Genomic DNA, 21,326 nt, shown 5'->3' on the forward strand with positions numbered 1-21,326 from the left:
GCGAGGGGTGGGGGGCAGGAGCGGCCCTCCTGCAGGGGCCCGCCCCGAGCGTCGGCGAGGGGTGGGGGGCAGGAGGGTCCTTCTAGAAGGCGGGCATCACCTCGTCGTGGATGAGCCGCAGCTGCTCCTCCACCGTGGCGACCCCGGCCAGCTCCCGGCCGGTGAAGGCCTTGACCAGCGAGGCGTCGGTGATGGCCGCGATGAGGTGGTTGACCCCGGTCGGCTGGATCTCCTTGATCTTCGCGGTGACCTCCTCCGGGGTGCCGGAGAAGGAGAGCTTCTCGGCGATCTCCGGGGTGGTCAGCTCGATGCCGCGGGCGAGGTCCCCGCCGGCGATGGCGTCGATGATCGGCTTGAGGCTGTCCGGGTCGACACCGTTGCGCTCGAGCTGCTCGGCCGGCATCGAGGAGGCGTAGATGCCGACCATGCTGCGGGCGGCGTCCTTGGCCGCGGCGGAGTCCCGCCCGACCGAGACGACCACCCAGGCGCCGAAGTCCAGCGTCGTCCAGTCCTTGCCGGCCCGCTCGGCGCCGATCCGCAGGTTCTCCGCGGCGTACTCGTAGGCCTCGCGGGTGTAGCTGAGGGCGTGGTGGCAGCCGTCGGAGTGCTCGGCCGCCGCCTGGAACGAGCGCGGCCCGCGCATGGCGCCCATCTTGACCGGCAGGTGGTCCTGCACCGGGCGGGCGAAGGTGAACAACCCGTCGTAGGAGAAGAACTCGCCGTCGAAGGTGATCGCGCCCTCGTCGAGGAAGGTGCGCATCACCCGCACGCCCTCGACGACGCGCGACAGCGGCTTGGTCTTCGTCCAGTCGGTCTTGTACTGCGCGAGCAGGCCGAAGTTGCCGCTGGAGAGGACCACCTCGGCGCGGCCCCCGGAGAGCTCGTCGAGCGTGGCGGCCGCCTGCGCGATGAGCGTCGGCTCGCGCAGGGTGACCGCCGAGACGCTGGGCCCCATCCGCACCCGCGACGTCTGCCGGGCGGCCGCCGCGAACAGCAGCCACAGGTCCTTGTGCCAGGTCTCGTCGGCGGCGTAGACCGCGTGGAAGCCGAGCTCGTCGGCCAGGGTGATCGCCCGGAGCGACTCCTCGAGGGGGTAGTCGGGCAGCATGGCGTAGCTGAACCTCATCGGATCTCCTCACTCACCACGGCGCGGCCGTCGCGCCGGATCTGCCGGAGTCGCGCCGCCACCTCGCGGGCATCGCCCTCGGGGACGTGCGAGGACTGCCGGTCGGGGCGGGCCAGGAACAGGTAGAGCAGCCCGCTGCCCGCGACGACGGCCAGGCCGATCGCCACGATCCAGCGGTCGAGGAAGGTCTCGGTGCCGGGGGCCGGCTTGACGAGCAGGATGATCGCGAAGATCCCGTAGGCCAGCGCCAGCACGTTGACGACCAGGCCCGCCGTGCCCAGGTTCCACAGCCCGGCGGGGCGCCAACCCAGGAGCCGCTGGCGCAGCGCGGCCAGCACCACGGCCTGGAACGACACGTAGATGCCGAGGACCGCGAAGGCGGTGACGCGGGCGAGGATGCCCTCCTGGAAGTAGACGAACACCGCGATCAGCACGGGGACGACGCACACCACGAGCAGGGCGTTGGTGGGGACGGCGTGCCGCGGCGAGACGCGGGCCAGCCAGCCGCTGGCCGGCAGCATGCGGTCGCGGGCGAAGGCGTAGAGCAGCCGGCTGCCGGCGGCCTGCAGGGAGAGCACGCAGGACAGGAACGCGATCACGATGACGACCAGGAAGACCTTCGACCCGGCGGTGCCCAGGGAGCTCACGAGGATCGACGGGATCGGGTCGGCGTCCTCCCCGGCCACGATGGCCTGCAGGTCGGGCGCGGCCAGCACGTAGCCGGCGTAGGACAGGAAGCCGGAGACCCCGCCGACCAGGATGGTCAGGATCATGGCGCGCGGGATCTGGCGGGTGGGGTCGGCGACCTCCTCGGCGACGTCGCCGCAGGCCTCGAAGCCGTAGAAGAGGAACAGCCCGGACAGCGACGCGGCCAGGAAGACCCCGAGGTAGGCGTCCCCGCCGCCGGCGCCGAGGGTGTCGAAGAAGACCGAGAACGGCTGCTCGCGGCGGAAGAGCAGGAGGAACAGGCCCAGGGCGATGACGCCGACGAGCTCGGCGGCCAGGCCCAGCTGGGCGATCCGGGCCAGCGTCCGGGTGCCGCTGTAGTTGACGGCGAAGGCCACCAGGAGCAGGCCGACCGCGGTGCCGAGGACGACGGCCGGCGTCGCCTCCATGTCGAAGAGCGCGGCCACGAAGCCACCGCCGAACTCCGCGACGGCGGTGACCGTCACGATGATCGCCCAGATGTAGATCCACGAGACGATCCAGGCGTAGCGGCGGTTCCACAGCCGCCGGGTCCACGGGTAGATGCCCCCGGCCAGGGGGTACTGCGAGACGACCTCACCGAAGACCAGCGAGACCAGCAGCTGGCCGACCCCGACGATGACGATCCACCAGATCGCCGGGGGGCCGCCGATGGAGAGGCTGTAGGCGAACAGCGAGTACACGCCGACCAGCGGTGACAGGTAGGTGAACCCCAGGGCCATGTTGGCCCACAGGCCCATGCTGCGCTGGAACTCGCCGGAGTACCCGAGGGCGGCGAGCTGGGCGTCGTCGTCGCTCGGGCCGGCGTGTGCTCCGGGTGGGGTCACGGGCTCTCCTCGCAGGTGGGTGGCCGGGCGCCGCCGACGGTTGCCGGTGTGCCTCGGGCCACACGGTCCGGGAAAACCTATAGAGCCAGAGTTCAGAGGACAAGACACCTGCGGTTGCCTTCGTGTTGCCCCGCCGTTGCCGGCGGCCCGGGACGCGGTCAGGCGTCGAGCCGGCTCCGCTCGTCGACGGGGACCAGCCGCCACGGGGTGCCGGCGATCCCGGCCACCGGCCCCCCGGGGAAGGTGCCCGGCGCGAGCAGGTCCCCGACCAGCCACCCCGGCGAGGTCGAGAGGACGACGCGGTCCTCCTCGTTGAGCAGCAGGAACGGCGCCACCGCCCCACCGAGCCGCTGCAGCACGGAGGTCTCGAACCGGCGCACCGGGACGTCGGCACCGGCCACGCCCACGAACCCGCAGCCGGCCTCCACGGGCTCGGTCAGCGTCAGCACGTAGCGGCCGGTCCCGTGGACGTCGACGTGGGGGCCGAAGACGTACCGCCGCCCGGTCCGGCGCGGGACGTCGAACCACGGGGCGGTCGTGTAGTCGTAGTAGCCCAGGCTGCTGGGTCGCAGGTCCGGCTCGAGGGTGCGCACCTCGCCGCCGTCCGGGTCGGCCTGCCACCACTCCAGGCGCAGCGGCAGCCCCTCCTCGGCCCGGGGCGCGACCACCAGCCCCAGCCCGACGGCGAGCTGGCCGGGCGCCCGCAGCAGCTGCTGCACGCCCTCGGGCAGCACCCAGCGCGCGGCCCGCAGCCCGGAGTGCTCGACCGAGCGCAGCACCGCCTCGTGCACCCGGCCGACGGTGGCGAAGACCTGCTCGACGAGGTCGGAGACCGCGGCCGCCACCCGCTCGGTCTCCCCCGCCCGCCCGGAGGTCACGAGACCTCCCGGCGGGCGCCCGCGGCGGGGGTGCCACCCAGGCGCTGCAGCCGCAGCTCGACCGACCAGAGGGTGCGGGTCTCGATGTGCGCCTCGGTGAGGGCCCGCGCCGAGGCGGCGTCCCGGTGCTCGATCGCGTCGATGACGGCCCGGTGGCCGGCGACGATGACGTCGAGCAGGCCGGGCGAGTGCGCCGGCGGCCAGGGCAGCTGGCCCAGCTCCAGGTGCAGGTCCATCTCCTGCATGGTGAGCCGCACCGACTGGGCGCAGGCCGCCAGCTCGATGTAGTACCGGCCGTCGGTGCGCCGCTGGCCGGTGACCGACCCGGCCGACGCCAGCCGGTCGACGATGTCGCGCAGCCGGGCGATCTCGGTCCGGGAGGCGCGCACCGCCGCCAGCCGGGCGGCCGCCGCGGCCACCGCGGCGTGCACGTCACCGAGCTCGCGCAGGTCGGTGGTGCCCAGCTCGACCAGGCGCGTCTCGGCGAGCTCGGCCAGGACGTCGTCGCGCGCCCGCACGAAGCTGCCGCCGCCGCGCCCGCGGCGGGTCTCCACCAGGCCGAGCTTGCGCAGCTCGGCCAGCGCCTCCCGCAGGGTCACCGTGGAGACCTTCAGCATGGTGGCGAGGTCGGTCTCGGTGGGCAGCTGCTCGCCGTCGGCCAGCAGCCCGAGCGCGATCGCGCTGCCGACGCGGCGCACCACCGCCTCGCTGCGCAGCGCGCCGTCGTCCAGCGGGGCGAAGACGGCGCGCCGGGCGTCACCGCTGAGCAGCTGCACGGTCGCCTCCCGGAAGGGGTCTGCCACGAAGTGTGACACCCCGGCAACCGCAGCTTAACCGTTGATTCCATAGGTTATGCCCGTTAGCGTGGCGCACACCCCAGCCCCCCTGTGACGAGGAGCACGCAGTGACACAGGTCCAGCCCGACCGGGCGCCCGGGGCCACCCCCGACACCGCCTCCGGCGACGGCGCCCCGCCGCCGCAGATCGACGCCCTGTCCGAGCCGTTCACGCCGGGCGCCCCGTCCAACCGGCCGGAGCTGGCGGACTACCCGGAGACGCTCGCCGGCCCCGTCCCCCCGCCGCGGCAGGACCCGCGGACGGCCGCGTTCGTCGAGCAGTGGCGCAACACGTCGTACAACTGCTTCTCGTCGGGCCACAAGTTCTGCCGCGAGGTCTGCCCGGTCACCCAGGTCGAGCGCAACGAGTCCTGGACGCCGACCGCCTTCCACGCCAACGTCATCGCGATGGAGCGCGGCGAGCTCGACATCGCCGACATCGCCGCCGACTACGTCAACTGCACGCAGTGCGGCGCCTGCGAGCTGCGCTGCCCCAACACCCTGTTCACCGGCGACTTCTACCGGTTCCGCACGCGCACGGTCGACGTCGTCAAGGCGGTGCGGTCGCTCGCCGTCGAGAGCGGCGTGCACCAGCCGGGCTGGAAGTCGTGGAACGAGCGCACCGACCTGCGCACCCACGAGCCGGTCCTCGGCGAGACCCCGGTCGGCCAGGAGTCGGTCCGCGACTGGGCCGAGGGTCTGGACATCCCGGTCGGCGGCGAGACGGTCCTGTTCGTCGACTGCGAGGCGGCCTTCTACCGGACGTCGGTGCCCCGCGCGGTGGCCCAGATGCTGCAGATGGCCGGCTACGAGTTCGGCCTCATGGGCGAGCAGTGGTGCTGCGGCGGCCCGGCCGCGGAGATGGGCTACGCCGAGCAGGCGCAGCGCTTCGCCCGCCACAACCTGGACAACTGGCGCGCCACCGGCACCAAGCGGGTCCTCGTGCTCGACCCGCACGACTACATCAGCTTCACCGAGGACTACCCGAAGTACTTCGGCGAGGAGTTCGACATCGAGGTCGTGCTCGTCGTCGAGGTCCTGGCCCAGCTGCTGCGCGAGGGCCGGCTGACCCCGACCGTCCCGGTGGACCGCGCGATCACCTACCACGACCCGTGCCGGCTCAACAAGCGCAAGGGCATCTGGGCCGAGCCCCGCGAGCTGCTGCGCGCCATCCCCGGGCTCCGGTTCGAGGACGTCGACCGGGTCACCCAGTGGTCCTACTGCTCCGGCGGCGGCGGTGGGCTGCCCATCGAGAAGCCCGAGCTGACGCGGAAGATCAGCGCGATGCGGCTCGAGCGGGCCGCCGAGCTCGACGTGGACACCCTCGTCAGCGCCTGCCCGTGGTCGGAGCGGCCCCTGTCGGAGGCCGGCGACGCCGAGGACATCGACGTGGTGGACCTGCACGAGCTGTTCGCCCAGTCGCTCGGCATCACCGTCGGCGGCTCCCGCGGCGACGTCGGCGACCGCCGGCTGGCCCAGGAGCGCACCGGCGTCCCCGGGCGGGCGCGGCGGACCCGCGGCTCGCACGGCGGCTGCGGCGGTGGCGGCTGCGGCGGTGGCTGCGGCAACGGTTCCGGCGGCTGCGGGTGCGGAGGGCACTGACCATGACGACGACCGAACCGACCCTGGGCACCCAGCCGATCGGCACCCAGCCCATCGGAACCGCCCCGTTCACCCGGGAGCCGCTGGACGACGCGACGCTGACCACCCTGGTCACCGCGCTGCGCCGGGTGCTCGCCGACGACCAGGTCCTGCTGGCCAAGACCGACCGCTACAACCGCGCCCGGGTGCCCGCGCCGTTCCCGGTGCACCGCTGGTCGGAGCGGGTCCCCGACGCGGTCGTGCTGCCCACCTCCACCGAGCAGGTGGCCGAGGTCGTGAAGATCGCCAACGACCTGCGCATCCCGGTGGTCCCCCGGGACGGCGGCACCGGCCTGACCGACGGCGCGGTGCCGATGCGCCGCGGCATCGTCGTCGACGTCAAGCGGATGAACCAGGTCCACGAGCTGGACCTGGTCAACCGGACCGTCACCGTCGGCACCGGCATCAACATGCTCAAGCTCAACGAACGCCTGGCCCGGCACGGGTTGTTCTACCCCGACGACCCGGCGTCCTACCCGTGCTCGCTGGTCGGCGGCCGGATCGGCACCAGCGGCTGGTCGCTCATCGGGTCGCGCTACGGGCACACCCGCGACCTGGTGCTCAGCTTCGACCACGTGCTGCCCACGGGCGAGGTCCTGCACGTCGGGGACGGCATCGGCGGCAAGATCAGCAAGAGCTCGAGCGGGTACCAGCTCAAGCACCTGTTCATGGGCCACCAGGGCACGCTCGGCATCGCCACGAAGGCGACGCTCAAGCTGTTCCCCAAGCCCGAGGCCGAGCTCTCGCCGTTCTGGGCGTTCGACAGCTACGACGACGCCCACGCCTGCGTGGGCGCGCTCGCCCGGGCCGGCGTGGCCACCTTCGCCGGTGCGGTGCTCTTCGACGAGCACAAGGTCGCCTACCTGCGCCGGGACGACGAGGCCTACATCCCGCAGCCGACCGACGTCCGCGCGCTGGTCTGCGCGGTCATGTACGGGTACGAGGACGAGGTCCGGGCCGGCGGGCGGCGGCTGTTCCGCATCGCCAAGGAACACCGCGCCCGCTACCTCGGCGACGAGATCAGCGAGGGCGACTGGGCGGCCCGGCACGACCGGTACGCCACCCCGCTGCACGGGCGGACCAAGGACGGCCAGGTCATCCCGATGTCCTGGCACTGCGAGGACGCCGCGGTGAACTACTCCGCCGTCCCCGCGGTCAGCCGCGCGTGGCACGAGATCATCGCCGACCTGCGGCGGAAGACCGACGTCTTCGACGACTGGGGCATGTTCGCCTACACCTCGGCCGCCACCGGGGTCGACTACCTCACCGAGATCGACGTGGGCATCTGGGAGCAGCGCCTGGACGACGCGGCCTGGGACGCCTGGGTCAAGGCCAAGCGCGACATCGCCGCGGTCGCGATCGCGCACGGCGGCTCGATGAGCGCCTGCCACGGCTCGTGCCGCGAGGGCGAGGTCGACCTCCTGCCGCAGGAGCTCGGCAAGGGCTTCGACGTGATGCTCGAGGTCAAGCGCGCGCTGGACCCGAACAACATCATGAACCCGGGCAAGTACCTGCTCGACCGGGCCTACGGGAGGGACACCACCGATGAGAACCGATGAGCAGCCTCCCGGCCCGGGGCCGACGGCCCCCTACCGGTTCGCCGAGCAGCACACGCCGCCGGCGCCGGTGCGGGTCAGCGAGGTGGCGCAGACGACCTTCGAGCACGTCTACGAGGTCGACCCGCGGCTGATGCAGACCCACGTGCTGCAGCAGGTGTTCCCCAACTGGGACACGCTGCGGATCATGCGCAGCCGGCACGACCACCTGGAGTGGATGCACCGGCACTTCGCCGACCGGGTGGTCACCGGCTCGGAGCTGCTGGCGGAGGTCGAGGCGGAGCCGTCCGCCGGGGTCGGGGCCACGGATCCGCAGGCCGGGGGCCCCGCGGCTGGACCGATCGGTGGCCCCGCAGGATCATGACGACCGGATCAGTCGTGGAGTCGGACGAGAGGGATCTTCGGTGAGCGAGAAGCTCGAACTGCGCAACTTCGTCGGCGGCGAGCACGTGGACAGCGCCGACGGCCGCCGGACGGACCTGGTGGACCCCTCGAGCGGTGAGGTCTTCGCCTCCGCGCCGGTGTCCTCGCCCGAGGACGTCGACCGCGCGTACCGGGCGGCCGCGGGCGCCTTCGAGACGTGGCGGGACGCCACGCCCTCGGAGCGGTCGCTGGCGCTGTTCCGCCTCGCCGACGCCATCGAGGCGCACGGCGAGGAGCTGGTGGCGCTGGAGAGCCGCAACACCGGCAAGCCGCTGGGGCTGACCGCGTCGGAGGAGATCCCGCCGATGGTCGACCAGATCCGGTTCTTCGCCGGCGCGGCCCGCAACCTGGAGGGCAAGGCCGCCGCGGAGTACATGGCGGGGCACACCTCGTTCATCCGCCGCGAGCCGGTCGGCGTCATCGGCCAGGTCACGCCGTGGAACTACCCGATGATGATGGCGGTCTGGAAGTTCGCGCCGGCGATCGCCGCCGGGAACGCCGTCGTCCTCAAGCCCAGCGACACCACCCCGGCGACCACGCTGCGGATGGCCGAGCTGGCCGCGGAGTTCCTGCCCCCGGGCGTGTTCAACGTGGTCTGCGGCGACCGGGACACCGGCCGGGCGCTGGTCGAGCACCGGACCCCGCAGATGGTCTCGATCACCGGGTCGGTCCGGGCCGGGATGCAAGTGGCCGAGACCGCGGCCCGCGACGTCAAGCGGGTGCACCTCGAGCTCGGCGGCAAGGCACCGGTCGTGGTGTTCGACGACGCCGACCTCGAGGCCGCGGCGGAGGCCATCGCGGTGGCCGGCTACTTCAACGCCGGCCAGGACTGCACCGCCGCCACCCGGGTGCTGGCCGGGCCGGGGATCCACGACGACTTCGTCGCCGCGCTCACCGAGCAGGCCCGCGGCACGAAGACCACCTTCGACGGGGGCGCCGGGGACGAGGACGCGCTGGTCCCGCCGGTGAACAACGCCAACCAGCTGGCGCACGTCACCGGGTTCCTCGACCGGGCGCCGGACCACGCCGAGGTCACCACCGGTGGGCGGCGGCAGGGTGACCGCGGCTTCTTCGTCGAGCCGACCGTCGTCGCCGGCCTGCGCCAGGACGACGAGATGGTGCAGCGGGAAATCTTCGGCCCGGTCATCACCGTGCAGCGGTTCAGCGACGAGGAGCAGGCCCTGGCCTGGGCCAACGGCGTCGAGTACGGGCTGGCCTCCAGCGTCTGGACGAAGGACTTCGGCCGGGCCATGCGGATGAGCAAGGCGCTGGACTTCGGCTGCGTGTGGATCAACACCCACATCCCGCTGGTCGCCGAGATGCCGCACGGCGGGTTCAAGCACTCCGGCTACGGCAAGGACCTCTCGATGTACGGGTTCGAGGACTACACCCGCGTCAAGCACGTGATGGCCAACATCGAGAGCTGATCCGCCCCGGGTCCCCTCCCGACCCCTCCCCGGCCCCTCCCCGGGTCGATCACGGGCTTCTTGCAGGCCTGCCCGGCGTGCCGCAGCGTGTCGCCTGCAAGAAGCCCATGATCACGGAAGAGGGGGCACGGAGGGAGGGGCCCGGAGGGAGGGGGCTACAGGTCGATGCCGGTGAGGACGAGCACCCGCTCCTCGGTGAGGTCCTCCATCGCCGCGCGCACGCCCTCCCGGCCGGTGCCGGAGTCCTTCACCCCGCCGTAGGGCATCTGGTCGGCGCGGAAGCTGGGCACGTCGCCGATCACCACGCCGCCCACCTCGAGCACCTGCGCGGCCCGGAAGGCCACCTGCAGGTCGCGGGTGAAGACGCCGGCCTGCAGCCCGAAGCGGCTGTCGTTGACCCGCTCGAAGGCCTCGTCGAGCGAGTCGACCGCGTCGAGGACGACGACCGGGCCGAACACCTCCTCGCAGGACACCCTGACGTCGGCGGGGACGCCGGTGAGCACGGTCGGTGCGTAGGTGGCGCCGTCCCGGGTGCCGCCGGTGAGCACGGTCGCACCCGCGGCCACCGCCTCGTCCACCCAGCTCTCCACCCGGCGGGCGGCCTGCTCGTCGACCAGCGGTCCGACGTCGGTCGCCGGGTCGGCCGGGTCGCCGGTGCCGAGCACCCGCACCGCGGCGACGACCCGCTCGGTGAGCGCCCCGGCCACGTCGCGGTGGGCGTAGACCCGCTGCACGGAGATGCAGGACTGCCCGCCCTGGTACATCGCGAAGGTCGCGATGCGGGAGGCCGCCCAGTCGAGCGACTTCTCGTCGCCCTGGTCCGGCCCCACGACGACCGCGGCGTTGCCGCCGAGCTCGAGGGTGACGTGCTTGCGCGGCGCCGACTCGCGGATCGACCAGCCGACCGGCACCGACCCGGTGAAGGAGACGACCGGCAGCCGCGGGTCGCGGACGAGCTCGGCGGCGACCTCGTTGGTCGTCGGCAGCACCGACCAGGCGCCGGCCGGCAGGTCGGTCCCGGCCAGCAGCTCGCCCAGCAGCAGCGCCGACAGCGGGGTCGCCGGTGCCGGCTTGAGCACGATCGGTGCGCCGGCGGCGATCGCGGGGGCGACCTTGTGGGCGACCAGGTTGAGCGGGAAGTTGAACGGTGCGATGCCCAGGACCGGCCCGCGGGGCGCGCGGCGGACCAGCGCCAGGCGCCCGGTGGCGGCCGGGTCGGTGTCCAGCCGCTGCAGGGTGCCCGACCAGCGGCGGGCCTCCTCGGCACCCCAGCGGAAGGTGGACACCGCGCGGGCGACCTCCAGCCGGGACCACTTGCGCGGCTTGCCCGACTCCGCCGTGATGAGCGCGGCGACCTCCTCGGCCCGCTCGGCCAGCTGCCGGGAGACCGAGTCCAGCGCGGCGGCCCGGGCGGAGGCCGGCAGGGCGGCGCACGCGGGACGGGCGGCGACCGCGGCGGCGACCGCGGCCTCGACGTCCGCGGGCGTGGCCAGGGTGGTCCGGCCGGCCGCGGCGCCGTCCCACGGCGACCGGACCTCCAGGACCTCGGTGCCGGTGGCCGGCCGGCCGGCGACCCAGTACGGGGTGGTCATGCGTCCTCCTCGACGGACGTGCGGGGTGGTGGACCGAGTCTGCGGACGCCGGCCCGCCGCGGGGAGCGCCGGACCGGCCACCGGCCACCGGGCGACGCGCCGTCCCGGCACCCCGGCGTCACCGGCGGCCCGCCGGGGTGCTGCGCCCGCATGAGCGGGAGGTCGGCCCAGGACTGCGCGCGGGACCACACCGAGCCGGAGCTGCGCGAGCGGCTCGAGGAGGGGATCGAGGCCGGCGACCGGGCCCGCGAGGGCGGCCGGCCCCGGCGCTACCTGCCCGACGCGGCGTGGCAGCTGCTCGACGAGGAGGAGCGGCGGGCCACCGAGCGGGCCAAGGAGGGCGGGGGCGGGCGGCACGTGCCGGACACCGACGCGGCCGAGGAGGCCCGCGCGGCCGCCGGACTGCTCGACCTCACCGCCCCCGAGGCCCGCGAGCGCATCGCGCGGATGGACGCGACGCCCAGCTCGACCGCGCGGAGCGGGCCGAGCGCGAGCTCGGGAAGGGCCGCACGACCGTCCTCGAGGCGATCGACCGGCGCCGCCGGTCCCGACCCCGGCGCTCCCGGGCGTCGCGCGGACGGGCCCGGCGGAGCAGCATCGGGGGTGTTGTGCCCGCGCCCACACCGACGTACGGTTGTCGCGAAAAGCGGATACATCGCTCGCATATCGAACGCGCACGGGAGATGCCCCCATGGCCGCCAAGCCCTTCGCCTCCTCCGCCGACCTGGGCGTCAAGGAGCAGACCCTCGAGGTGCTCGCCGACGGCGTGTACGCGCTGACCGCCGAGGGTGACCCGAACCTCGGCGCGATCGAGGGCGAGGACTTCCTCGTCTGCTTCGAGGCCCTGGCCACCCCGGTCGCCGCCCGCCGCTGGCTGGCCAGGCTGCGCGAGCACACCGACAAGCCGGTGCGCTACCTGGTGCTGTCGCACTACCACGCCGTGCGCGTGCTGGGCGCCAGCGCCTTCGACGCCGAGGTCATCGTGGCCTCCGAGCAGACGAAGGCGCTGATCGCCGAGCGCGGGCAGCAGGACTGGGAGAGCGAGTACGGCCGGATGCCGCGGCTGTTCGAGGAGCCCGAGTCCATCCCCGGCCTGACCTGGCCGACGATGACCTTCCGCGACAAGCTCACCATCGACCTCGGCGGCGACCGCGGCGAGCTGGTGCTCGAGCACCTCGGCCGCGGCCACACCGAGGGCGACATCGTCGCCTGGCTGCCGCGGCAGGAGATCGTCTTCGCCGGCGACCTGGTGGAGTCCCAGGCCGCGCTCTACACCGGCGACGCCTTCCACTTCGACTGGGCCGCGGGCACCCTCGACCGGGTCAAGGCCCTCGGGGCCGAGCAGCTGGTCGGCGGCCGCGGGAAGATCGCCCGCGGCCGCGGCGAGGTCGACGCCGCCATCGAGCAGACCCGCGACTTCCTGCTCACCATGCAGCGCACCGTCGGCGACGTGCACCGCGCCGGAGGCACGCTCAAGCAGGCGTTCGAGGCCACCCACGCCGCGCTGGCCCCGCAGTACGGCAGCTGGCCGATCTTCGAGCACTGCCTGCCCTTCGACGTCTCCCGGCTGTGGGACGAGTTCGCAGGCGTCGAGCGCCCCGTCATCTGGACCGCCGAGCGCGACCGCGCCGTCTGGGCCGAGCTGCAGGGCTGAGCCGTGGACGACGTCCCCGTCCTCGTGCTGGGCTGCGGCCCCGTCGGGCAGACCGCCGCGCTGCTGCTGGCGCGCTGGGGGCTGCCGGTCGTCGTCCTCGACGCCCGCGCCGAGCGGGACCCGGTCGGCAGCAAGGCGATCTGCCAGCAGCGCGACGTCCTCGACGTGTGGGACGCCGTCGGCGTCGGCGCCGAGGTCGCCCGCCGCGGCGTCACCTGGACGACGGCGCGCACCTTCCACCGCGACCGCGAGCTGTTCTCCGTCGCCTTCGCCGACCGCGGCCGCTCCCCCTTCCCGCCGTTCGTCAACATCTCCCAGTGCGAGACCGAGGACCTGCTCGACGAGCGGATCGCCGCCGAGCCCCGCATCGAGGTGCGGTGGGGCGCGGAGGTCGTCGGCATCGCGCAGGACGGCACCGGGGTCACCGTGACCTGCGCGGACGGCGCGGAGGTCCGCGGCAGCCACCTGCTGGCCTGCGCCGGGGCCCGGGGGGACGCCGTCCGCCGGATGCTGGGCCTGGGCTTCGACGGGCAGACCTTCGGCGACCAGTTCCTCATCTGCGACATCCGCACCGACCTGCCCGGCTGGGAGACCGAGCGGCGGTTCTACTTCGACCCGGAGTGGAACCCCGGCCGGCAGGTGCTCATCCACCCCTGCCCCGACTCCACCTTCCGGATCGACTGGCAGGTGCCGCCGGAGTTCGACCTGGCCGCCGAGGAGGCCTCCGGGGCGCTGGACCGGCGGATCCGCCAGGTCATCGGCGACCGCGGCTACGAGATCGTGTGGAAGTCGGTCTACCGGTTCCACTCCCGGGTGGTCGACCGGATGCGGGTCGGGCGGGTGCTGGTCGCCGGCGACGCCGCCCACCTGGTCAGCCCGTTCGGCGCGCGGGGGCTGAACTCCGGGGTCCTGGACGCCGAGAACGCCGCCTGGAAGGTCGCCTTCGTGCGCCGCGGCTGGGCGCCGGAGGAGCTGCTGGAGAGCTACCACGCCGAGCGGCACGCCGCGGCCCTGGAGAACCTCGACGTCACCGGGGCCACCATGCGCTTCCTGGTCCCGGGCACGCCCGAGGAGGCGGCGCACCGGCTCGACGTGCTCGAGCGGGCGGCGGCGGACCCGGCCGCGCGGGCCCAGGTCGACTCCGGCCGGCTGGCCGAACCGTTCTGGTACGTCGACTCCCCCCTGACCACCCCCGACCCGCAGCGCCCGTTCCCCGGCCGCCCGGCCCGCGGCGAGGTCCCGGCGCCCGCCCCCGGGGTGCTGGTGCCCGACTGCCCGGTGACGGTGGCCGGGCGGCCGGACGTCGTCCGGTTGCGCCGGCTGGCCCGCGAGGGCGTCACCGTCCTGCTCGGTGACGACGTCCCGGCGGACGCGGTGCCGCCCGGGCCGCCCGCCGGCGGGGCACCGGTGGCGGTGCACCGCATCGGCGACCTCGACCGCAGCGGGCTGCTCGCCGAGGCGCTCGGCGCCCGCCCCGGCGAGGTGTGGGTGCTGCGCCCCGACGCCCACGTCGCCGCCGTCCTCACCGACCCGGCCGCGGTGGCCGGCGCGGTGGCGCGGTCCCTCGCCTGCCCGATCCCCTCCCCCGTCCCGGCCTAGAGAAAGAGGACCCCCGTGCCCCCCGCCGCTCGCGAACTCGCGGCGGGACCCTGCACGGGGGCCGAAGGAGGTAATGCCCGATGGCGTTCTACCGACAGGTGGGCGAGGTCCCGCCGAAGCGGCACACCCAGTTCCGCCGTCCCGACGGCCGGCTCTACTACGAGGAGCTGGTCGGCGAGGAGGGCTTCTCCTCGGACTCCGCGCTGCTCTACCACGCGGGCGTCCCGTCGGCGATCGTCGACGCCCGCCCGTGGGAGCTGCCCGACCAGTCGCTGACCCCCAACGCCCCACTGGTGCCGCGGCACCTGAAGCTGCACGACCTGTTCCCCGGCGAGGAGCACAAGGCCGTCGACCCGGTCACCGGCCGGCGGCTGGTGCTGGGCAACGCCGACGTCCGCATCTCCTACGCCGTGTCCAGCCTGCCCTCGCCCTACTACCGCAACGCCACCGGCGACGAGTGCGTCTACGTCGAGCGCGGGTCGGCCACCGTGGAGACCGTCTTCGGCGCGCTGGAGGTCGCCCAGGGCGACTACGTCATCCTGCCGCGCACCACCACGCACCGCTGGATCCCCACCGGGACCGAGCCGCTGCGCACGTACGCGATCGAGGCCAACTCCCACATCGCCCCGCCCAAGCGCTACCTGTCCCGCTACGGGCAGTTCCTCGAGCACTCCCCCTACTGCGAGCGGGACCTGCGCGCCCCCGCCGAGCCGCTGCTGCAGGAGGGGACGGACGTCGAGGTCTACGTGAAGCACCGCGGCCGCGGGCCCGGCGGGCTGGCCGGCACGGTGCACGTCGTCCCCGAGCACCCCTTCGACGTCGTCGGCTGGGACGGGCACCTCTACCCCTACGCCTTCAACATCGCCGACTTCGAGCCGATCACCGGCCGGGTGCACCAGCCCCCGCCGGTGCACCAGGTCTTCGAGGGGCAGAACTTCGTGATCTGCAACTTCGTGCCGCGCAAGGTCGACTACCACCCCCTCGCCGTGCCGGTGCCCTACTACCACTCCAACGTCGACTCCGACGAGGTCATGTTCTACGTCGACGGCGACTACGAGGCCCGCAAGGGCTCGGGGATCGGCAAGGGCTCGATCAGCCTGCACCCCGGCGGCCACTCCCACGGCCCGCAGCCCGGCGCGGTCGAGAACGCCCTCGGCGTCGAGTACTTCGACGAGACCGCGGTCATGGTCGACACCTTCCGCCCGCTGGACCTCGGCGAGGCCGGCACCGCCGCCGACGACGGCAGGTACGCCTGGACCTGGTCCGGCCGGGGGCCGGCCGCATGAGGACACCCCACGAAGACGCCCCGCTGACGCTCCACGTCTCCGCGGGGGCCCCGAGATGAGCTGGCCCGACCTGCCCGACGGCACCGGCTTCGGCCTCGACAACCTGCCCTACGGCGTCTTCTCCGACGCCTCGGGCCGCCGGCGCACCGGGGTCGCGGTCGGGGACGCCGTCCTCGACCTCGCCGCGGTCACCGGCGACCCGCTGCACGGCACGGGCTCGCTCAACGCCTTCCTGGCCCGCGGGCCGCGGGCGTGGGCCGACCTGCGGGCCCGGGTCACCGGGTGGCTCACCGACGAGGCGCACCGGGCCCGCGTCGAGCCGCACCTGCTCCCCCGGGACCGGGTCACGATGCACCTGCCGGTCGAGGTCGCCGACTACGTCGACTTCTACTCCTCCCAGCACCACGCGGAGAACCTCGGCCGGATGTTCCGCCCCGACTCCGAGCCGCTGACGCCGAACTGGAAGCACCTGCCGATCGGCTACCACGGCCGGTCGGGCACCGTGGCCGTCTCCGGCACCCCCGTCGTCCGGCCCTCCGGGCAGCGCAAGGCGCCGGCCGACGCGGCGCCCACCGTCGGGCCCTCGCAGCGCCTCGACATCGAGGCCGAGGTCGGGTTCGTCGTCGGCACCGGCTCGGAGCTCGGCAGCCCGGTGCCGATCGGCGCCTTCCCCGACCACGTCTTCGGCGTGTGCCTGGTCAACGACTGGTCGGCCCGCGACCTGCAGGCCTGGGAGTACGTGCCGCTGGGCCCCTTCCTCGGCAAGTCCTTCCTCACCTCGGTCTCCCCCTGGGTGGTGCCGCTGGCCGCCCTGGAGGCCGCCCGGGTGCCACCGCCGGCCCGCGACGTGCCGCTGCAGCCCTACCTCGACGACAGCGGCGCCGAGCCGTGGGGCCTGGACCTCACCCTGGAGGTGCGCCTCAACGGGGAGGTCGTCTCCCGCCCGCCGTTCGGCGGCATGTACTGGACCCCGGCCCAGCAGCTGGCGCACATGACCGTCAACGGCGCCGGCCTGCGCACCGGCGACCTCTACGCGTCGGGCACCGTCTCCGGCCCCGGGCGCGACCAGCGCGGCTCCCTCATCGAGCTGTCCTGGGGCGGCGAGGAGCCGCTGTCCCTCACCGACGGCTCCACCCGCACCTTCCTCGAGGACGGCGACGTCGTCACCATCACCGCCACCGCACCCGGCCGGGACGGCGGCCGGATCGCCCTCGGCGAGGTGACCGGGCGGGTCGAGCCGGCCCGGTGAGCCACGGCCGGGGATCAGACCGGCCGGTCATCCGGCGCGGGTGATCCCCGGCGGACCCGGAGCAGGGCACCCTGCGTCCGGGACCGACCGGCGAGGGGAGCGGGAACCGTGAGCGACAGGCCGACCCGCGATCCGGACCGAACACCCGGGGCCGACTTCGTGGGGCCGCTGGTGGAGCGGATCAGCGAGACGTACGGCGTCCCCCGGCCCGAGGTCGAGGCCCGGACCGCGGAGCTGCTGCAGCGCTTCGCCGGGGCCCGCGTGCAGACCTTCGTGCCGGTCCTGGTCGAGAAGGAGCTGCGGGCGGCCTACCGGCGGCGTGCCCGCGAGACCTCGCCGGCACCCGCGGGGACCCCCGCGGGGACCCCCGCGGTGCCGCACCCCCGCACGGAGCCCGCACGGCTGGTCGCGAGCCGGTGAGCCGGCGGACCGCCCCGGCGGAGGTCGCCGGCGGGCAGGGCAGGACACGATGCGCCCCGGGAGGACGCGATGCTCAGGAGACTGCACGACATGCCACCGGGCACGCTCGGCTTCACCGCCAGGGGTGAGGTCGACGACGACGACTTCGACGCGGTGGTCGCCCCGGTCCTGCGCCGCGAGGTGGCCGAGGTCGCAGGATCCGGCTGCTGTACGTCCTCGGCCCCGAGGTCCGCGAGCACGAGGGTGATGCGACCGGTGCCGAGCTCGGCTTCGCCGCGCGGCACCCGACCGCGTGGGAGCGCGTCGCGGTGGTCAGCGACGAGGAGTGGCTCCGCCCGGCGATGCGGGTCCTCTCCGTCCTGCTGCCAGGCCGGATGCGCGCCTTCCCCGTCCGCGAGCTGGACCGGGCCAAGGCCTGGATCGCCGCCGACCAGGAGACGGCGGACGAGCAGGCCACGGCCGGCGCGGCGCCGGTGGGCTGACCGCACGGCAGCGGTGCCCACGTCCCGGCGGGCCGGGGCGTGGGCACCGCTGGCGTCCTCGCGGGGACGCGGGAGCCTCAGGCGAAGACCTCGCGCAGCTTGTCCTCCTGCTCGCGGCTCAGGTTGCTCTCCATGAGCACCACGTGCTGCCCGGCGAAGGCTTCCTGGACCCGGTCGACCACCGCGCCGGAGGTCAGGACGAACAGCGCCGAGGTCCCCGGCTTGATCTCCGCGCGGGCGCGCTTGATGAACTCGTCGTCGATGCCGACGTCGGTGAGGCTGCCGGCGAGCGCCCCCGACGCCGCGCCGACGGCCATGCCGAGCAGCGGCACGAAGAAGATGAGCCCGAACAGCATCCCCCAGAAGGCCCCGCCCAGGGCCCCGGCGGCGGCCACGCTGTTGAGCTGGCGCGTCTTGGGCTTCCTCGCGCCCTCGGGGTAGCTGACGACGGCGGCGTCGTGGACGGTGATCAGCCCCTGCTTCTGCAGGTCCTTCAGCGTCTCCTCGGCCATCTCGGCGCCATCGGCGGTCGGGAACTTCCACACGGTCATCGTCGCCATCGGTTCTCCTCGGGGTGTCGGTGTGCGGGTGCGGTGCGGGTCAGGAGCCGAGGATCCGGCTCTTCTGCTGGGCGAACTCCTCGTCGGTCAGGACGCCGGCCTCGTGCAGCTGCCCCAGCTCGCGGAGCTGGGCGAGCCGGGCGTCGGTGCCTGTCCCCGCGGGCGGGGGCGGGGGCGCCGACTGCTGGTAGGCCGGTTGCTGGTAGGCCGGTTCCGCATAGGCCGGCGGTGGGGCGGCCGGCTGCCGGGCGGCGTCCCGGGCCGCCCAGCGGCCGGCCTGGCGGCGGGACACCCGGTTGGACACGGCGGTCGCGGTGCCGGCGACCACGGCCGTGCGCGCGACCCCCCTGAGCAGACCTGGCATGGGACCTCCTCGTCGATCGGTGGACGGGTGATGGGTGGCCGGGCTCAGCCGGCCCGTTCGGTCTCCTCCAGCGCCGCGAGCAGCGACTGGACCGGGATCCGTCCGCTGGCCACCAGCTGCGCCCCGGCGCGGCGGCAGGCGGAGGCGAACGGGGCGGCCCAGGTGTTCTCGTAGAGCAGGACACCGGCCGCCCGGCCCGGCTCCATGGCCGCGGCCGCCTCCTGGAGGTCGTCGGGGCCCAGCAGCCCCGACCGGACGCCATCGAGGAGGCCGGCATCCAGCGCGGCCATGCCGTCGACGTCCACGACGCTCACCGTGCTGACCGTCCCGTCCTCGTCCTTGCGGACGAACGCGAGGTCGAGGACGCGGATGGTGCCGCGGTCGACGAGATCGACCAGGAGCGGGAAGATCTCGCCCCGCAACCCCTCGACGGGGAACTCCACGACCAGGTAGTCGACCGGTCCCATCTCGTCGAGGACGGCGGCGGCGTCGAGGTCAGCGGTCATCGGTGGTCTCCCTGCGGGTCCGTGGCCGTCCGCGAACCCGGCGGCCTCCTGCGCGGCCCAGCGTCGGCCGGGCCCGCGCGTCCCGCGTCATCCCGCACGGACGAGTGCGCCGCGGGTCCGGGGCCCGCCCGCTCCCCCGGCCGCGGGGTCGGGACCTCCGCCGGCCCGGACCGGACCACGCCGGCGTCCCGCGGCAGGAACAGCGCGGCCACCAGGCCGAGCAGCCCGACCCCGGCCAGGACGACCACCGCCAGCGCGTACGACCGACCGGGCGTGGCCGCGATCCCGGCGACGAGCACGGTGCCGGCCACCGCCGTGCCGATGGACGAGCCGAGGTTCGAGACGCTGCGGGACAGGCCGGAGATCTCGCCCTGCTTCTCCTCCGGGAAGCTCGACTGCACGACGTTGACCGAGGGGGTCAGCATCGCGCCGACCCCGAACCCGATGAGGAACAGCCCGGGGGCGAAGGCCCAGACGCTCGGCGTCCACGCGACCAGGCCCAGCAGCACCCCGACGCCGGCGAGGGTGACCGCGAAGCCCGCCGAGATCAGCGTCCGCTGGGCCCGGCGCTTGGCGAACCGCTCCGCCCCCAGCGACGACAGGAGCAGGCCGACGGTGGCCGCGGTGAAGATGACTCCGGTCTCGATCGCGTTGTACCCGCGGACGACCTGCAGGTAGGCGGCCACGACGAACGACGTCCCCAGCAGCACCTGCCACTGCACGTTCTGGGTGACCATGCCGAGGTTGGCCGTGCGGTTGCGGAACAGGGACGTCGACAGCAGCGGCTCGCGGCCGGCCCGCTCGTCGGCCCGGATGGAGGCGAAGAAGCCGACGAGGAACAGCGCCCCGGCGCCCAGCAGGGTGACCGTCAGCCAGGCGTTGTCGTCGGCGGCCATGACGCCCCCGACGAGGAGGACCAGGCCGGCCGCCGAGAGGATCGACCCCCGGACGTCGAAGTGGCGGCCCGGGTCGGCCGGCAGCGGGTCCTGGATGCGCCGGCCCAGCCACACGATGCCGCCGATGACCAGCGCCTGGAACACGAACGAGGCCCGCCAGCTGATGGCCGTGGTGATCAGCCCGCCGATGAGCGGACCGGTCGCGGCGCCCACCCCGCCGGCCGCGCTGATCGCCCCGAACGCCTTGGCGCGCGAGGCCACGTCGGTGAACAGCAGGGTCGTGAGGATGTAGACGGGCGGGATGAGCAGCGCCGTGCCGATCCCCTCGAGGATCGAGTTGCCGAGGATGAGCACGCCCAGGCCCGGCGCCGCCGCGCTGAGCAGCGCGCCGACCGCGTAGACGACGAGGCCGGCGTTGAAGCAGCGCTTGCGGCCGTAGCGGTCGGTGAGCTTCCCGCCCGGGATCATGAGGGCGGCCATGACCAGCAGGAACAGCGTGATCGCCACCTGCACGCCCTGGACGGTGGTGTCCAGGTCGGCGCTGATGTCGTTGATCATCACGTTCATGTTCGAGCCGGCGAAGCTGCAGATGAACTGCGCCAGCGCCAGCGGCAGCAGCGCGCCCCGCGCCGCGGCCGCCGTCCGGCCCGGGGTCCCGGGTGGGGTCATGACGGGCGCTCCTCAGCGACCGGCCGGCACCGGGCGGGGCAGCAGGGCCGCGGTGACGAGCAGGAGCCCGCCGAAGACCAGCACCTGCGCGCCGAACAGCACCGAGAGCACGAGCACCGTGGCCTCCGGCCAGGCCAGCGCGAGGACGCCGACCACGGCGTTGAGCAGGCCCGCGACCGCCAGCCACCCCCAGCCGGGCGTCTCCCGGCGGACGGCGACGGCGAGCGCGAGCCGCGCGACGCCGTGCACGAGCAGCGCGATGCCGGTGATGACCGCGAGCGACCAGAGGGTGATCCCGGGCCACACCGCGGCGATCACCCCGCCGACGACCAGCACCAGCCCGAGCAGGACGCCCCACCCGCTGCGCCCGCCGGCGAGGGCGGCCGAGACCTCGAGGAGCCCGCCGAGCACCAGGGCGAGCCCCACCAGCAGCGCGAGGGTCCGGGCGGCGGCGGTCGGGTTGAACAGCAGGACGACGCCGACGGCGACGGCGGCGATCCCGCACACCACCAGTGCGGTCCGGCCGGCACGGGTCGTGCGTCCGGGTGGGGCCCCGCCGGTGCGGTCGGAGACGGGCGCGGACATGGCTACCTCCGGGTGCGCGGGCAGGAGTGCGGACCCGACGGTCGCG

20 protein-coding genes are annotated in these 21,326 nt (G+C 74.2%); 10 read left to right on the forward strand and 10 right to left on the reverse strand.

What is annotated here, in order from left to right:
- Nucleotides 1-82: 82 nt before the first annotated feature.
- From ACI8AC_RS15005 to ACI8AC_RS15020, 4 genes are all read right to left on the reverse strand, one after another.
- A complete protein-coding gene (locus ACI8AC_RS15005) occupies nt 83-1,126 on the reverse strand; it encodes an LLM class flavin-dependent oxidoreductase (protein ID WP_456898595.1) in 1,044 nt (347 codons plus the stop codon).
- Nucleotides 1,123-2,658 (reverse strand): APC family permease, encoded by a 1,536-nt coding sequence (locus tag ACI8AC_RS15010; RefSeq protein WP_456898596.1) that lies wholly within the window; start codon nt 2,656-2,658, stop codon nt 1,123-1,125. Before ACI8AC_RS15010 ends, ACI8AC_RS15005 begins: the two co-directional genes overlap by 4 nt.
- A 158-nt stretch (nt 2,659-2,816) precedes the next feature.
- Nucleotides 2,817-3,536, reverse strand: coding sequence for a cache domain-containing protein (locus tag ACI8AC_RS15015; RefSeq protein WP_456898597.1), 720 nt, complete (start codon nt 3,534-3,536; stop codon nt 2,817-2,819).
- Nucleotides 3,533-4,339, reverse strand: a complete 807-nt coding sequence (locus ACI8AC_RS15020) for a FadR/GntR family transcriptional regulator (RefSeq protein ID WP_456898598.1) — start codon at nt 4,337-4,339, stop codon at nt 3,533-3,535. The genes ACI8AC_RS15015 and ACI8AC_RS15020 overlap by 4 nt, the downstream gene beginning before the upstream one ends.
- Nucleotides 4,340-4,440: 101 nt before the next feature.
- Here ACI8AC_RS15020 and ACI8AC_RS15025 point away from each other — a divergent pair, with 101 nt between their 5' ends.
- Genes ACI8AC_RS15025 through ACI8AC_RS15040 form a run of 4 tightly spaced genes read left to right on the forward strand, consistent with a single transcriptional unit; the run spans nt 4,441 to nt 9,418 of the window.
- On the forward strand, nt 4,441-5,973 hold the full coding sequence (locus ACI8AC_RS15025; protein ID WP_456898599.1) for a (Fe-S)-binding protein: 1,533 nt from the start codon (nt 4,441-4,443) through the stop codon (nt 5,971-5,973).
- Between the two features lie 2 nt (nt 5,974-5,975).
- Nucleotides 5,976-7,571 carry an FAD-binding oxidoreductase gene (locus ACI8AC_RS15030; protein WP_456898600.1) on the forward strand — a complete coding sequence of 532 codons (1,596 nt, stop codon included), beginning with the start codon at nt 5,976-5,978 and terminating at the stop codon, nt 7,569-7,571.
- On the forward strand, nt 7,558-7,932 hold the full coding sequence (locus ACI8AC_RS15035) for a hypothetical protein (protein WP_456898601.1): 375 nt from the start codon (nt 7,558-7,560) through the stop codon (nt 7,930-7,932). The genes ACI8AC_RS15030 and ACI8AC_RS15035 overlap by 14 nt, the downstream gene beginning before the upstream one ends.
- A gap of 40 nt (nt 7,933-7,972) precedes the next feature.
- On the forward strand, nt 7,973-9,418 hold the full coding sequence (locus ACI8AC_RS15040) for a gamma-aminobutyraldehyde dehydrogenase (RefSeq protein WP_456898602.1): 1,446 nt from the start codon (nt 7,973-7,975) through the stop codon (nt 9,416-9,418).
- 155 nt (nt 9,419-9,573) lie between these two features.
- Here the strand turns inward: ACI8AC_RS15040 and ACI8AC_RS15045 are convergent, their stop codons facing one another.
- Nucleotides 9,574-11,010: an aldehyde dehydrogenase family protein gene (locus tag ACI8AC_RS15045; RefSeq protein WP_456898603.1), complete on the reverse strand. Its 1,437-nt coding sequence runs from the start codon at nt 11,008-11,010 to the stop codon at nt 9,574-9,576.
- Nucleotides 11,011-11,701: 691 nt separating this feature from the next.
- Between ACI8AC_RS15045 and ACI8AC_RS15050 the strand changes: the two genes are divergently transcribed.
- The 6 genes from ACI8AC_RS15050 to ACI8AC_RS15075 all read left to right on the forward strand — a co-directional run bounded on the left by ACI8AC_RS15050 (nt 11,702) and on the right by ACI8AC_RS15075 (nt 17,700).
- A complete protein-coding gene (locus ACI8AC_RS15050) occupies nt 11,702-12,664 on the forward strand; it encodes an MBL fold metallo-hydrolase (RefSeq protein ID WP_456898604.1) in 963 nt (320 codons plus the stop codon).
- Nucleotides 12,665-12,667: 3 nt separating this feature from the next.
- A complete protein-coding gene (locus tag ACI8AC_RS15055; protein WP_456898605.1) occupies nt 12,668-14,263 on the forward strand; it encodes an FAD-dependent monooxygenase in 1,596 nt (531 codons plus the stop codon).
- A gap of 80 nt (nt 14,264-14,343) precedes the next feature.
- Nucleotides 14,344-15,549 carry a cupin domain-containing protein gene (locus ACI8AC_RS15060; protein ID WP_456898606.1) on the forward strand — a complete coding sequence of 402 codons (1,206 nt, stop codon included), beginning with the start codon at nt 14,344-14,346 and terminating at the stop codon, nt 15,547-15,549.
- A gap of 55 nt (nt 15,550-15,604) precedes the next feature.
- Nucleotides 15,605-16,798 (forward strand): fumarylacetoacetase, encoded by a 1,194-nt coding sequence (gene fahA, locus ACI8AC_RS15065; protein WP_456898607.1) that lies wholly within the window; start codon nt 15,605-15,607, stop codon nt 16,796-16,798.
- A gap of 108 nt (nt 16,799-16,906) precedes the next feature.
- Nucleotides 16,907-17,218 (forward strand): three-helix bundle dimerization domain-containing protein, encoded by a 312-nt coding sequence (locus tag ACI8AC_RS15070; RefSeq protein ID WP_456898608.1) that lies wholly within the window; start codon nt 16,907-16,909, stop codon nt 17,216-17,218.
- Nucleotides 17,219-17,415: 197 nt separating this feature from the next.
- Nucleotides 17,416-17,700, forward strand: a complete 285-nt coding sequence (locus ACI8AC_RS15075) for an STAS/SEC14 domain-containing protein (protein ID WP_456898620.1) — start codon at nt 17,416-17,418, stop codon at nt 17,698-17,700.
- A gap of 77 nt (nt 17,701-17,777) precedes the next feature.
- On the opposite strand, the gene ACI8AC_RS15080 is transcribed toward ACI8AC_RS15075, so the two are convergent.
- The 5 genes from ACI8AC_RS15080 to ACI8AC_RS15100 are packed head-to-tail and all read right to left on the reverse strand — an operon-like array spanning nt 17,778 to nt 21,280.
- Entirely contained in the window at nt 17,778-18,260 is a 483-nt protein-coding gene (locus ACI8AC_RS15080) for a DUF1269 domain-containing protein (protein WP_456898609.1), read from the reverse strand.
- 40 nt (nt 18,261-18,300) lie between these two features.
- Nucleotides 18,301-18,624 carry an SHOCT domain-containing protein gene (locus ACI8AC_RS15085; protein ID WP_456898610.1) on the reverse strand — a complete coding sequence of 108 codons (324 nt, stop codon included), beginning with the start codon at nt 18,622-18,624 and terminating at the stop codon, nt 18,301-18,303.
- A gap of 44 nt (nt 18,625-18,668) precedes the next feature.
- Nucleotides 18,669-19,130, reverse strand: coding sequence for a DUF6325 family protein (locus ACI8AC_RS15090; protein WP_456898611.1), 462 nt, complete (start codon nt 19,128-19,130; stop codon nt 18,669-18,671).
- Entirely contained in the window at nt 19,127-20,695 is a 1,569-nt protein-coding gene (locus ACI8AC_RS15095) for an MFS transporter (protein WP_456898612.1), read from the reverse strand. The genes ACI8AC_RS15090 and ACI8AC_RS15095 overlap by 4 nt, the downstream gene beginning before the upstream one ends.
- Nucleotides 20,696-20,707: 12 nt before the next feature.
- Nucleotides 20,708-21,280 (reverse strand): HdeD family acid-resistance protein, encoded by a 573-nt coding sequence (locus ACI8AC_RS15100; protein WP_456898613.1) that lies wholly within the window; start codon nt 21,278-21,280, stop codon nt 20,708-20,710.
- Nucleotides 21,281-21,326: the final 46 nt, after the last annotated feature.

It is taken from the genome of Geodermatophilus sp. SYSU D00758 (assembly GCF_054049955.1).